Consider the following 14758-nt stretch of genomic DNA (forward strand, 5'->3'; position numbering starts at 1 on the left):
GAGCACAGTTAACATACATGTAATTTAATGTATGAAAAATATAAATAGGCAGGTAACGATACCTGCCTATTTTAATGGTTATGAGAAACTATTCATTTAGCGTTTCATTGAACTAATTAAGGTCGCCCCCCAAATAATTAGGCCTTTTACAATATATTGAACATAAGGTGAAATACCTAATAAATTTAAACCATTATTGAGTACACCTAAGATCATTGCGCCAATGAGTGTGCCAATGATCATACCACGGCCCCCTGCGATTGAAGCACCGCCGAGTACGACTGCAGCAATTGCATCTAACTCAAAGCCTACGCCTGCATTGGGTTGCCCGCTCATGACTCGAGAGGTAAATATTAACCCAGCGAAAGCCGCAGTAAAACCGCTAATGACGTAAACTAACATTTTATAACGTTCAACGCGGATACCACTGAGACGAGCGGCTTCTTCATTACCGCCTATCGCGTAAATATAGCGGCCAAAAGAGACATGATTTAGTACAACATAGAAAATAAGATAAAGGCCAAGCATTAATAAAATAGGAACTTGGATCCCCATTAATTCTTCTCGTCCCCAAAAAGCAAACTCTTGAGGTAATCCTGAAACTGGGTAGCCACCGGTATAAATTAAGGCGAGGCCTTTAGCAATGATCATGGCACCCAAGGTGACAATGATGGGCGGCATTTTACCATAAGCCGCTAAAATCCCATTAATAAAGCCAAAAGCAACACCGGATAATAACCCCAGAGCAATGGCTGCATAAGGATCCATTCCATAATATTTCATTAAGCCAGCCATCAAGGTTCCAGAAAGTGCCATAACAGCACCAACGGATAAGTCAATTCCACCAGTTAAGATAGCAAATGTCATACCGATAGCGATAATGGCATTAATAGAAACCTGACGAGCAATAGTAGAAAGGTTATTTACAGTTAAAAAATGTTCATTAAAAATGGACATGCAGACAAATAAAAGAATTAAACCAACAAGTGGTAAAAATGCAGGTATTTTAGTTAACTTAGAAAAACTAAACTTATTTTTAGTTAATGGAATTGCACTTTGATTAGACATAGTCGTTATCCTATATAATATTGCCGGCCGCATGTACCATGATCTGAGTTGAGTTTATTTCATCTCCAGTTAACTCAGCGGCAATTTCGCCATCTCGAAAAACCAAAACTCTATCACTGACACCAATAACTTCTGGTAGCTCCGATGAAATCATAATAATGGAAATTCCTTTTTCAGTTAGAGAGCGCATTAACTGATAAATTTCTGATTTTGCCCCGACATCAATTCCTCGAGTGGGTTCGTCGAAAATAAGAATTTTGGCTTGTTTATTTAGCCAGCGAGCAATAACAACCTTTTGTTGATTTCCACCACTTAAAGTAGAAACCGCAGTGTGAGGCTCTGGTGTTTTAACTTTTACTTGGGAAATTAGATCAATAGATAAAGTGAGTTCTTTTTTATTTTGAATTAAAAATAATTTTTGAGCGTGATTGTTTAACCATATATTTTCTTTAACGGAGAAGGGTAATACAAGACCTTGGGTTTTTCGGCTTTCGGGTAATAAACCGATACCTAATTGCAGCGCAGCTGCAGCCGATTTAACTTTAACTTCTTTGCCTTCTAAAATAACTTTTTTCTTGTATGCTTTGTCAGCACCAATCATGGCAAGAATAGTCTCTGTACGACCGGAACCGACCAACCCCGCAAGCCCCAGAATTTCACCTTTTTTTAATTGAAGGTGGTTAGTTGGGCTATATGAGAAGCGCTGAATTTCAGCATCTAAGATGACTTCTTGCTCGTTGAATTGGCGTTTATGAGGATAAATATTTTCAACTTCACGGCCAACCATCATTTCGATGATAACGTCTAAATCTGTTTCATCAACCTTACGTGACCCAATATATTGTCCATCACGCAGTACACTGATGGTGTCACAGATTTCATAAATTTCTTCTAAATGATGTGAAATAAAAAACATTCCAACCCCTTTAGCTTTTAAATCACGCATTACATCGAATAAATGATTTGCTTCATTGGGGGTTAATGTTGCAGTTGGTTCATCTAATACTAAAATTTTAGCGTCTAAAGATAATGCCTTTGCGATTTCAACAAACTGCTGTTCCGCGATACTTAAATGGCTAATAGGTTCATCAATATTAATGTTGACACCCAGCTCAGCTAAGATTTCCTGTGATTTTTTTCGCATTAATTTTCTATCTAATAAACCAAACTTATTTTTTAACTCTCGATTTAAAAATATATTTTCAAAAGCATTTAAATAAGGAATAAGAGAAAATTCTTGGAAAATAATACCTACGCCAGCTTTGATTGCATCTCTGTAGTTATGAAAGGTGTGCTCTTTGCCCTCAATCAGGATTTGTCCGCTGTCAGGTTTATGTATTCCACATAACACTTTCATTAGCGTTGATTTACCTGCGCCGTTTTCACCTAATAATGCGTGAACCTCTCCTTTTTCGAGGGAAAGATTAATATTATCTAACGCCTTAACCCCAGGGAAAGTTTTGCTGACATCTTTTAATGCTAATAATTGCATCATATTGCTTCCCTATATTTCTCAACTGCTTAAAAATGGGTAACAAAGCCATTTGGAATTTTTATTCCAATATGCATTTAATAATTAATATTTATGAAAATGTATTGCACCGAACATCAGAAATACAGGTGCAATACATCGGTTATTGATAACTAGCGATTACCAGTGGAAATCTTTTGCATTGGTTTTGTCGATCAATTTAACATCAATTGGGACTTCTTTAGGAACATTGGCACCCCAGTATTTTGCTAAGCCCATTGCTAAACCAATACGCACTTGATCACGAGGGAATTGCGCTGAAGTTGCAATAAATGGAGAGTTGCCTTTGGCAATTTCAGCAACAGCTTCAGGAGAACCGTCAACACTCACTAATTTGACATCACGGCCAGAAGATTCAATCGCTGCTAGTGCACCTAAAGAACCGACATCGTTAACACTGAAGATCCCATTGAGAGTTGGATTCGCTTGCAGCATATTTTCGGTAACGTTCATCGCAGTATCACGTTCTTGTTTACCGTTCAATTTAGTTACGATTTTAATATTTGGGTATTCTTTCATCGCTGCTTCAAAGCCGCGAACACGCTCAAGAATTGGTACGACAGGAATACCATCTAAAATAGCCACTTCACCTTTGCCGCCTAATGCTTCACCTAAACGTTTACCCGCCATTAAGCCAGCATCATAGTTTTTAGAACCGACGAAAGAGTCAATTGGGCCATTTGCTTGTGCATCAATAGCGATAACCACAACGCCCGCTTTTTTCGCAGCCAGTACAGCTGTTTCTGCACCAACGCTATCGGCCGGGTTAATTAACAGAATATCGATTTTTTTCTGTAACATATCTTCGATATCACTGGTTTGCTTTGATACATCATGAGCCGCATCAGAGATGTATAGTTGGGCACCCATATCACCTGTTGCGCTCTCTAAGGCTTCCTTCATGGTGACAAAATATTCATTGTTTAATTCTTGAAATGACATACCCACTGAAACTGGCTTAGCGGTAGCGTTAAAAGCCATACCTAAAGTCAGTACACTTGCAGCTACAGCCAACTTTTTAAATTTACTCAGCATAAGATGTTCTCCTAAAAGAGCGTTTAATTATATGTAGGGTTTTTACTTATTTAGTGTTTATTTGAATTATCAATTATTACTACCAGTTAAAAACATGTTTATGGCTTGATGACGACTTTAATTGAGTCTGCCGATTTCGCCATGACAAAAGCTTCTTCCCAATCATCGATGGAATAGAAGTGGGTAACGATATCATCAGCACTAACTAAGCCACGGCTAAATAGGTCAATAGCGACTTCATAACTATATGGGCCTAAGTGAGCTCCGCGGATATCAAGTTCTTTGCGGTCACCAATGATTGACCAGTCAACGGTTGTTTCTTTACCAAACACGCTAAACTCAACGAAACGACCAAGCTTACGGATCATTTCTAGCCCTTGAGTAACGCCAATTGGGGCGCCAGTTGCTTCAATATAAACATCACAGCCATAGCCTTCCGTCATATCTTTGACTAATTTGATGGCATCTTCTTTCAGTGGATTGATAACAACATCTGCACCAAATTTTTTCGCTAATTCAAGACGTTCATCAATCGCATCAATAACAACCAATTTTTTCGGTGTTTTTAATTTGGCGACTTGGATCATGCATAGCCCAAGTGGGCCTGCACCAGCAATGACGACGACGTCATTTAAATCGATATCACCACGGCGTACGGTGTGGATAGCACAAGCCATCGGTTCAATTAATGCGGCATCTTTATCAGATAGTTCATCAGGGATTTTGTGGATAATGGCACGCTCTGAAAAACGCATATATTCAGCCATACCACCATCGGCAACTTCTTTTTGGAAACCGTAAATATCATGGGTTTCACACATCCAATATTTGCCTGATTTACAGAAACGGCATTCCCAACACGGGACAATTTGCTCAGCTAAGATGCGGTCGCCTACCTTTAATTTGAATTTTTCAGCGGAACCTTCACCGAGTTCAGCAACGCGCCCATAAAATTCATGGCCAGGAACTACAGGTGCTTTAATCCATGGGTCATCACCCCAGAACATTTGAGCGCCATCATTGGCTTTACAGTCGCCAGCGCAGATCCCACATCCATCAACTTTGATGACAACTTCTCTAAATCCTGGCGTCGGTCTTTTAATGTTTTCAAAGCGATAATCATGCGGTCCATGACAAACAACAGCTTTCATTTTTTCAGGTAGGTTACTCATGTTCTAAAACCTCTTTCTAGTTGTTAACCCTAATGTTGACGTCAACATTAAGCGTTTTTTTATAACGCATTTGCTTTAGTTTTTTAACGCTTAACTATCAATAATGATATGTATGTAAGAAAAATGGTTGTTTAATGTTATAGATAAAATAAATTCTTTTTAATATGACGACGTCGTCATTTTTGAAAGTATGAATGTAAAAAACTAAAATTTGTGATTTAACCCCTAATTTTAGTCACCTAATTGAGTACTTTCATTGGAAAATGAGACTGTCAAAAATGATTTTGTAACACAATGAAAATTATAATAAAAATCTTATTTCATTCCTTTTTTTAGTTTTTCAAGAAATGAATATGAAGCCGAGTATAATTATTTTAACTATTTTCAGAAGTGGATAATTTATGCAAAAACATTTCAGCTCACATTTTTATATGAAAACAAATTAAATTTACATTAAATAAAGAGACGCAAAATGGTTAATAGAACGTTATTTTTAATTTATAAAATTTAATTTAAAAAATTGAATAGAGTAATGGGGTATTTTTACGTGCTGTTAATTATATTTTCTTTGCAGATATACCTAATGAACATTGAAGAAGGCATAAAAAAACAGCTTTATACTTTGTTATTGTATTTTGCCAATCTTGCAAAGTATAAAGCCAAATAGAGCCAAAGTTTAACTTCATTTTGTCAATAAAATCATTTTGTTATCTTGTTATAAATATGTGGAAGCCTCACGTCTTTATGTTAGACAATCATTGGTGCAATGATAAAACCGAAGGTGACACCTGCAATAATTCCACCTAGGCCTGGTAACATAAAGGGATGATTTAAAATATATTTTCCAACCCGAGTAGACCCTGTTGAGTCGAATTCAATTGCTGCTAATGATGTTGGGTAAGTGGGTAAGACAAATACTCCGGTGACGGCGACAAAAGAGGCCAAAATTGCCCATGTGGGAACATCTAAGGCAATAGCTAACGGAATAATTAATGGTGTTGTGGCACCTTGTGAATATAACAATGCACAGGTAAAAAACAGAACTAAAGCTAATAAAATAGGATATGCAGATAACACATCTCCAGCTATCGCTTTAATTTGGTCCATGTGTGCATCAACAAATGTCGTCCCTAAGGTAACAATACCCAATATCACTGCAAGTGAACTCATTCCTGAACGGAAAGTGGGTGCTAGAACGATTGAGTTTGGTGATGTTTTACAGAATATCACCATCAAACATGCAGCACTTAACATGCAGATGATAATAATATCGCGAGTGCCCATAGGTTTACCGATATCAAAGCCGGGACGCAATTGCGGAAAGGCAGCAAGGATGACAATCGCGACAGTGGCAATGATAAACAAGACAACTGAAAACTTTTCTCTGGTGGTACTTTCACCTGTTTTTTCTTCGTATTTATGGACTAAGCCCTTTTGTAAGCGCTCAAGATAAACTTCATCGTCTTCTAGTTCACAGCCTTGGCGTGATGCGATAAATGCCGCAACCATGGCTGCAACAAAAGAGGCAGGTAAGCAGACTGACATGACAACGATGAAAGTAACGCCATTACCTTCCATTATTGTCAACATTGCTGCCATTGCGGCGCTGATTGGCGAACCTGAAATAGCAATTTGTGATGCAACCACTGAGCCTGCTAATGTTCGGGATGGGCGAATGCCTGAATCTTTTGCGATTTCGGCTATCACTGGTAGCATAGAGAAAACAATGAAGCCTGTACCAGCCATGATAGTCATCACCCAAGTGATGATTGGCGCTATAATATTCAGGTACTTAGGGTTTTTACGCATAAACTTACTGGCGAGGCGTACGAGATAATCCATTCCACCTGCAGCTTGTAATGCAGATGCTGCTACCACGACGGTCATAATAATTAAAATAACATCAACAGGTGGGGAGCCAATAGGTAAACCAAACCCAATGGTTAGAACTGCTAATCCTAATCCACCGCAGAGTCCTATACCAATTCCCCCCATCCGTATACCGAAGAATATTGCACCTAATACAACAATGATTTCTAGCCAAACCATAATCGTCTCCAATAGACAATATATTGTCATTAGTAATATTAAAAATTAATTTTTGATATTTGATATAAAATTAAATATTTTTATTTATCATTAAATTTTGTTTCCCGACTCTACTTTCATACCAGTGAATACTTGCTCTGACTAAGGTACTGGTTGAGTCGATATATTTATCTGGATAATTATTTATTTCATTTTCAAGAATGACGGGAACCTCAGTGCAGCCAAGAACAATAATTTCTGCACCTCGGGAGAATAATGCCTCAGCTTGTTTTTTCATAATGGCCTCAGCCATTTTTTTATTTCCTGATTTTAATAAATAAATGCTTTCCATAACTTTGTCTTGGCTTTCTTTATCAGGCGTGATGCAGTTTAAATATTTATTTTCTATATTTTTTTGATACAACCCCATATACATAGTGGCATTTGTTGCAAGTAATCCGATATTTTTTTTCTTGGTTGCTAGCACTTCTTTCATTGTTGTCTCAACAATACTTAGCATATCGACGTGGCAAATATCTTTCAGTTCACTAAACCAATAATGTGCGGTGTTACAAGGAATAACAATACATTCAGCACCTGCATTTTCTAGTTTTTTTAGATAGTCAGTCATTAAAGGTAGAGGAGATTCACCACGGTTTAATAGCGCCTCTGTTCGATCTGGTATATCAGGAATAGATGATATAATTAAAGGGATATGCTCTTGGTCTCTATTTGCTACGGTATAATTAACGAATTTATTAAATAAATCGACAGTAGCGGCAGGTCCCATACCACCTAATACACCAATTAAACCTTTCATTTTAATACCCCTGCATTTCATTAGCCTTTTTATAAAATAAAAATCAATAAATGCTTATATTTCTTCATTTATTTAACATATAGGTTGGCATTAAAATAATTATTAACCTAAATATTACTGCCATAACCTATGGCTAATATTTATCAATGTTTATCTTGGATGAGAAATGCAAGTAAGTATGGGTTGATGCAAGATATGCATTAAGTTTTTTATTCAAAATAAAGTTATTTTAATAAATTGCTCTGAGAGCCTGAATAGACTAGGTTTTATGATGTAAATAAATTAAATAAAATTAATTTTTGATTTTTGTTAATGTTTTAAATAGTAGGGCTATGCATAATACAAATAATGTATCTACAAATTTTGTTTGGTTGCTTAACTAATCATTAACTTAAAATATCAATAAAAATACTTTTAATTTCTTATATTTTAACAGCAAGTCAATTTAAGGCTTAATAAGATGAAGAATATAGAAACAAAATGGCTATATGATTTTTTAACACTAGAGTCGTGCCGACATTTTTCTCATGCCGCAGAACAACGAAATATTTCTCAGCCCGCGTTTAGCCGTCGTATTAAAGCGTTAGAGGAAGCTATTGGTGTTGAATTATTTGATAGAACGACTTCCCCTTTACAGTTATCTGAAGAGGGCAAAATTTTCCATTCCCAAGCACGTAGTTTACTACAACAACTGGAATGTAACTTAAATGAATTATCCGGCCATAATGTATTGAGTCTACCAAATATTAAAATTGCTGCCGCTCATTCGTTGTCATTAACATTACTACCTAAATTAGTCCATGGGCTGTCCGGTTACGGTGAGGAGTTTGTTTACCATGTTGAAGCCATTGATGTCGTACAAGTTGTCAACGCATTGAGAGAAGGGAAGAGTGACTTTATTATCTCATTTTATGATGAAGATCTCATGCAATCTCCATTTTCCTCATTGAATGTATTTGAATCTGAATTATACCCAATTTGTGCCGCAGATGAGCATGGTAAGCCGCTATTTGACATCTATCAACCTCAAGTGCCGTTGTTGAATTACACAAGTGCTTCATATATGGGAAGGTTAGTTAATCGTCGGTTAAGTGAATTTGGTACGATCAATTCGAAAACACTTTTTATGTCATCAATGAGTGAGTTATTAAAAAATATGGCTTTGGATGGTCATGGCATAGCATGGTTGCCTATTTATTCTGTAGTGAATGAATTGAAAGAAAAGAAACTCGTTTGTCTAGATACGCCTGAATTAACGATACCTATCCAAGCTTATATTTACCGTATGGATACAAGGCTAAATAAAACTGCAGAGGACTTTTGGCGCATTTTAAAAAAGAATATTCCAGAGGATTTACGGCACTTATAGTGTCGATGGGGAATTTATAGATAAATAACCTGCTAAAATAAACAGGTTATTAAAATAATTCACATTTTATTTAGCGAAAATATATCACTTTGAAAAAGAAAGAATTAGTGATCTAAAGAAACAGAGTGGACATACTCCAACTGTTTTAAGGAGCAGTAAAATTCAGGTAAAGTGATTTTTTGGCGTACTAATAGCTTTAAATTTACCTCGACACGCTCTTTCTTGATATCTCTGATGGTGAGATTCTCAATTAAGTCTTTGTGGCTTTTTAGGTACTCAATAAGCAAAGGAACACCTTTTTCATGAGTAAATAGCATTCGAACTTTAATTTTTCCTAGTTTTTGGTTTCTCATCTGAAATAAAGCAACTTGAGGACTGAGTTGTATTGCTAAGAAAAAAAGGATTGTAACGATGATAGCATGCCAGTAGAACCCTGAACCACAGGCAATTCCAACACCGGCTGAAGCCCAAACAATGGCTGCAGTTGTTAGACCTGAAATGGCATCATCACGACGATGCAATATAACCCCAGCGCCTAGAAAGCCCACTCCGCTAATTATTTGTGCAGCTAATCTCATTGGGTCGCTACGTATATTGTCAGAGATATTGGCGTAATATTCCGCTGACTGAATAGAAACGATGGTTAATAAACAGCTGGCAACGGCGATAATGACACAAGTTTTAAAACCAACAGGTTTTCCCTTTGATTCACGTTCTAAGCCAATTAAGCCGCCTAAAACGAAGGCGGCTAGTAGTTTAGCAATACTTGATAGTGATAAAGGGCCAATGGTGCCAACAAACTGTATAAATAAATCCATGGCTTGCTCCTGACGTGACCTTACCCTTTCCTTAATTATTATTGTGCTGTAACGCGATTTGCTGGTTTTTCATTTTCCCCATTTTTCTTTTTAGACACATCGTCTTTAAAGAAGAAGATAAAGAAAACGGTGACAACAGCGGCGACGATAGCTGGGTAATGCCAGAATGTTCCCCATTGTGGTAATGCTGCGCTACCTGTCTCTGTGACAGTTGAATTAAAGATTTCACCACAAATTGTTGAAGCAAATAATAAGCCAAAGCCATTTGAAACAATAAAGCGTAAACCCTGAGCTTGCGCTCTGATCTCAGGTTTTGCTTTACGGTCAACGTAGATATCACCTGCTGTAAAGAAGAAGTCCCAGCATAATCCTTGAAGCATCAATCCGAAAATAATGAAGTAGAAACCGGAATCTACTGCAGCATAGGAAAATAACATTGAACGAATAATCCAACTTACTGCGCCAAGAAGTAAGGTGATTTTGAAACCGAATTTCATTAAGAAGAATGACAGCACAAACATAAATAGGACTTCACATGCAATACCAATTTGCATGATAGATGCTGCATTATCGAATCCAAGTGTTTTAATAAATACAGGGATATAAGCGGAGTAAGCTGTTTTCGGTATCATTAATACAAAGATACTAAACATTAAGATAGCGAAATAACGGTCTTTAAATAATGAAAGTGCATCTAAACATAGAATATCTCTAGCGGAGAAAGGTTTACCTTTCGCTTTTGGTGGTGTATTTGGCAAAGTAAAGCAGTAGAAACCTAGTAATACAGCAACAGCGGATGCGATATACCAAGTCATGGTACTACCCGAGAAGCCCATTTCCCCTAATATAAATCCGATAGCCATAAAACCGAATGTGCCAAATACACGAATAATAGGGAAATATTTCACACCATTAATATGAGAGAAGCTGATGCTATTAGAAAGCGCAGTTGTTGGATAAAATAGTAGACCAATAATAAAAATCATAAACAGGGTCATGCCGCTATTTTGTGCCTCAATAAATTGAGGAACACATAGAATAACGGCTGCATTAATTAAATGCAGTGTTCCCATTACTTTTTGTGAAGCAAAGAAACGGTCAGCAACCATACCAATGAATAAAGGGGAAATAATGGTTGCTACACCTAATAAAGCGTAAGCATTACCAATGATGTTTGCCATCCCATAAGTACTTAACACAAGTCCCATTGTCATATTCCATGCGCCTTGCATGAAATATTGCACAAACATCATGATCAGTAAGCGAGAGGTTATTTTCATATCCATGATTAGTTTTCCTCTTAATATGCTTCTAGCGTTAATCCGTCATAAGCAACACGGATATTATAAGGTGCACAAACCGCTTCTAATTCATCATGAAGTAATTTGCCACTATGGGAAATATGTGAAACAGCAATTTGAGTTTCTGAATGCAGGCAGCCTTGTTGCTGCAGTTTTTCTTTAGCTGCAAAGACGGTTTCTAGGCTCATGTGATTATCTGTACGATTTTTCCCATTGAGCCCGTAAGTGCATTCAAATACGACAATATCAAGTTGTTTATTTTCTAACCATTTCCAGGTTAATTCAGGGAACCAACCTGAATCATGTCCATAAAAAATTGTTTTTCCATTCTTTTCAATATGATAGACATAGCAAAGTTCCCATTTAGCATGGTTTGCAAGTAATGGCGTAATTTTATAACCGTTCCTTTCGACGGTGACAAAAGGGATTAAACAGTGGAAATCGAAACGCTCTTTACTGTAGCCGGGTAGAACGTCAAGGCAGCCATTAATTGCTCGGTCATTACCAAAAATATGTAATGGATGGTGAATTTCAAAACCATAACCTTCCATGCGGCTGAATAAATCGCCGACATTAAAATGGTCAGGATGAGTATGGGTAAATAGTAAGCTTTCAAACTTAGTTGCATCCATTCCGTCACGCATTAACTGATAGCTAAATGTCGGGGAAACATCGATCAACATAAGATCATCCACAATGGCGGAAGAATGGGTTCTAATATCTTTTCCTCCAAGCTCTCTTGCTTTTTGGCAGTGCTCACAGCGGCAGAAAGGATTTGGTATGCCTTCAGAAGCCGCGGTGCCTAAAAAGTGAAGTTTCATAATAATTACCTGTATTTTATAGTTTTATTTTGGAATTTTTGATCCCTGGTGTTGGTGTTCAAACAAAAAATAAATCAATTTGAACGTTCCAATAGTAATGCTGGGGGTTGTTATTGCCAATAAATGTTATTTAGATCAGTGATCTCATTCAAAGATTATTTTTTATATCATTGATTTTATTATTGTTTAATATTGCCCTGCAAAAGAAAGGCAAGAAAAGTAATCTTTATTTTATTCGTTTGTTTTATAAACTAATTGAGAGTGGAACGTTCAAATCAATTATCGGTAGTCGCGATGAATAATTCAGGTATGCTATTGGCAGCAATAATCAAGGTGAAAAAGACAAATGGCAACAATCAAGGATATCGCAAAATTAGCAGGTGTTTCTCATGGAACCGTTTCTAATGTTTTGAATAAGCGGGGGAATGTGAGTGTTGAGAAAATTGAAGCAGTCTATAAAGCCGCCAAGCAAATGGGGTACCAGTTAAATACACAAGCTCAATTATTGAGAACCAATAAGAGCCAAAAGATAGCAATACTTTTACCGCAATTGGTGTCTGATAAGTATGCAATATTTTTTAATTCATTTAGGCAATCTATGGCTCAGTATCCAGAGATAACTTATGATCTATTCTTGACGGATGATCTGGAGACGACAGAACTCGATGCATTACAAAAAATTGCCGCTGGTGGCTATAAGCAAGTCGTAGCAGTCAGTTGTTTGCAGGATGCCGCTATCTATTTTGACACCTTAAAATTAGCCGCTTCTCAAATTATTTTTATTTATCGTCAGCCTGTAAACGCTTACCATTTTTTCACATTGGATTACTCTCAGGCAGCTGATGCCATTTGCCAACAAATTGCGACAAGTCGAAGCCAGCTAGTGGGTATTTTTAGCGATGATCATGGTGATTTAGAGCACGCCACCTTTGTCAGTGAGTTACAAAATAACCTTAAACAGCAGGCCCCGAATAAAAAATTTATTATTATTCGTGCTTCTAATGATGAATCTTATAAGGCAGCTTTTGATTTTTTCTCTGAGGAGCAAATACCCGATTTATTTGTTGCTGAAGACATTGAAAAAGCTAGTTTTTTAACCCAAGCTAGTTTTTTTGGTAGTGAAGGTGATTGCCCTGCAATTTTTGCTTTAAGTGGTAACATTCCTCCGATACTAAAAGGGTTACATTGTTTCCCAATGAACTATGCACAATTAGGGTTGGAAGTGGTCGATGAACTGATGAGAGAAGATCACGCAAAGAAAACGGTGGGGAAGAATACTGTCTACGTTCGTAATCAAAGTGGTAACCTTTATACGGCAACATCGGCAATAATTACTGACAATAAATCCGATCCAACCTTAAATTTACTCATTTTACCCAGCCCTTCAACAAACGCACTTAAAAAGCTACTGCCACATTTTTATCGACAAACAGGAATTAAGGTTAATTTAGCAGTTTATCCTTATGATGAAGTTTACCAAATTTTAGGGCAGCTCCATTTACATCCTTATTATGATTTACTACGTATCGATATGGCCTGCTTTCCTTGGTTTGCGGAACGCATCTTGCAACCGTTAGATAAAGTCGGGAATGGGGTGACTGATTTATTAAGTAACTTTTCCTTACCAACACAGCAAAAATTTAGTTTGGTGAATGATACTGCTTATGCAATGCCATTTGATGCCAGTGCACAAATGTTATTTTATCGTAAAGATCTCTTTGAAGATCCTATTTTAAAAAGAATGTATTACGAGAAAACAGGACAAGAACTAACAGTACCGACTTCTTTTGATGAATACGATCAGGTAACCCAATTTTTTACAGAGCTACATGAAGAAGGTGAGTTTTTACGGCCTATCGGTGCATCAACGACGTTAGGCAGTGCGGGGTTAATTGCCACTGAGTACTTATTAAGGTATTACGCGGCAGGAGGAAAGTTAATAAGTAATGGTAATATTCCTAGATTAGAAATGCCATTAGCGGGTCAGGTATTAGATGAATACCTCCACCAGGTTTCTATTACAGAAAATATTCATAATAAATGGTGGAGCGAATCAGTCGAACAATTTGAGCAAGGGAAACTTGCTATGCTGATTGCTTATATGAACCTATTTAACGATGTTGCTCACAGTAATATTTTCCCTAAAATTGGTTTTGCCCCTGTACCAGGGGGAGTCCCTCAATTGGGGGGTGGGGCATTAGGGGTATCTCGCTATAGCCAAAAAACACATTATGCAGAACAATTTTATCGTTGGCTTTATTCACCAATAGTAATGGATCACCTCATTTTGTTGGGTGGTAACAGTAATCATCAAGATTTCAGCCATAATCAAGAGGTTTGCTATCGCTACCCATGGATGCCACTGGCTTATCAAGAAATAAATCGAGGTATCCGTGAATCTTCAATTCCAAACGGTAAGTTGTTTAATTTGCGCCAAGCTGAAGTCATTATTGGGCAAGGAATTACTAATGTTGTGAATAAAATCATGACTATAGATGAGGCGATTGAGTATATTAACCAGCGCTTATTGGTTGATACGCAAGGTGAGAGGCAAATAACGGGTTAATTGGTATTTTAAATAAGCGGATAAACAAATGATAAGCTGTTACTAACTTTCAGTGTTATCCGCATAAGCTAGTTGCGATACAGGGCGTTTTGTTTAGTCATTTTTACCGGTAGGTATAAAGCAAAAATAGCTTTTGAAGTAACCCTCAATTGCCCTCTTGGGAGGGTTCTCGGCATTTAGTGGCTGGTTTATGTATCTTTAATTCATTTTTTATTTCATTTCATTTTAT

General features: G+C 37.0%; 11 protein-coding genes. 2 read left to right on the plus strand and 9 right to left on the minus strand.

The features are described from left to right. Positions 1 to 96 precede the first annotated feature (96 nt). The 6 genes from PR725_RS12855 to PR725_RS12880 all read right to left on the minus strand — a co-directional run bounded on the left by PR725_RS12855 (position 97) and on the right by PR725_RS12880 (position 7654). Positions 97 to 1068 carry an ABC transporter permease gene (locus PR725_RS12855; protein ID WP_004905244.1) on the minus strand — a complete coding sequence of 324 codons (972 nt, stop codon included), beginning with the start codon at positions 1066 to 1068 and terminating at the stop codon, positions 97 to 99. Between the two features lie 10 nt (positions 1069 to 1078). Further along, a complete protein-coding gene (locus PR725_RS12860) occupies positions 1079 to 2563 on the minus strand; it encodes a sugar ABC transporter ATP-binding protein (RefSeq protein WP_109911950.1) in 1485 nt (494 codons plus the stop codon). 156 nt (positions 2564 to 2719) lie between these two features. Further along, positions 2720 to 3580, minus strand: a complete 861-nt coding sequence (locus PR725_RS12865; RefSeq protein WP_370661211.1) for an ABC transporter substrate-binding protein — start codon at positions 3578 to 3580, stop codon at positions 2720 to 2722. 152 nt (positions 3581 to 3732) lie between these two features. Then, positions 3733 to 4806, minus strand: a complete 1074-nt coding sequence (locus PR725_RS12870) for a zinc-binding dehydrogenase (RefSeq protein ID WP_004914213.1) — start codon at positions 4804 to 4806, stop codon at positions 3733 to 3735. 747 nt (positions 4807 to 5553) lie between these two features. Beyond that, entirely contained in the window at positions 5554 to 6855 is a 1302-nt protein-coding gene (locus tag PR725_RS12875; protein ID WP_272569304.1) for an anaerobic C4-dicarboxylate transporter, read from the minus strand. 70 nt (positions 6856 to 6925) lie between these two features. Further along, positions 6926 to 7654 (minus strand): aspartate/glutamate racemase family protein, encoded by a 729-nt coding sequence (locus tag PR725_RS12880; protein WP_109911951.1) that lies wholly within the window; start codon positions 7652 to 7654, stop codon positions 6926 to 6928. A 460-nt stretch (positions 7655 to 8114) separates the two neighbouring features. Here PR725_RS12880 and hypT point away from each other — a divergent pair, with 460 nt between their 5' ends. Continuing rightward, positions 8115 to 9023 (plus strand): hypochlorite stress DNA-binding transcriptional regulator HypT, encoded by a 909-nt coding sequence (gene hypT, locus PR725_RS12885; RefSeq protein ID WP_004914205.1) that lies wholly within the window; start codon positions 8115 to 8117, stop codon positions 9021 to 9023. Positions 9024 to 9127: 104 nt separating this feature from the next. Here the strand turns inward: hypT and PR725_RS12890 are convergent, their stop codons facing one another. From PR725_RS12890 to PR725_RS12900, 3 genes are read right to left on the minus strand one after another with little or no spacing between them, the layout of a single operon-like run. Further along, a complete protein-coding gene (locus PR725_RS12890; RefSeq protein WP_109911952.1) occupies positions 9128 to 9841 on the minus strand; it encodes an MgtC/SapB family protein in 714 nt (237 codons plus the stop codon). Between the two features lie 38 nt (positions 9842 to 9879). Then, positions 9880 to 11127, minus strand: coding sequence for an MFS transporter (locus PR725_RS12895; RefSeq protein ID WP_004914203.1), 1248 nt, complete (start codon positions 11125 to 11127; stop codon positions 9880 to 9882). A gap of 14 nt (positions 11128 to 11141) precedes the next feature. Beyond that, complete coding sequence (locus PR725_RS12900; RefSeq protein WP_004914200.1) at positions 11142 to 11963, minus strand: MBL fold metallo-hydrolase; 822 nt, start codon at positions 11961 to 11963, stop codon at positions 11142 to 11144. 346 nt (positions 11964 to 12309) lie between these two features. On the opposite strand from PR725_RS12900, the gene PR725_RS12905 reads away from it, so the two are divergent. Next, entirely contained in the window at positions 12310 to 14529 is a 2220-nt protein-coding gene (locus tag PR725_RS12905; protein WP_004905219.1) for an extracellular solute-binding protein, read from the plus strand. The last annotated feature ends 229 nt before the right edge of the window (positions 14530 to 14758 follow it).

Origin of the sequence: Providencia sp. PROV255 (assembly GCF_028478065.1) — a bacterium.
Lineage (GTDB): Bacteria > Pseudomonadota > Gammaproteobacteria > Enterobacterales > Enterobacteriaceae > Providencia > Providencia rettgeri.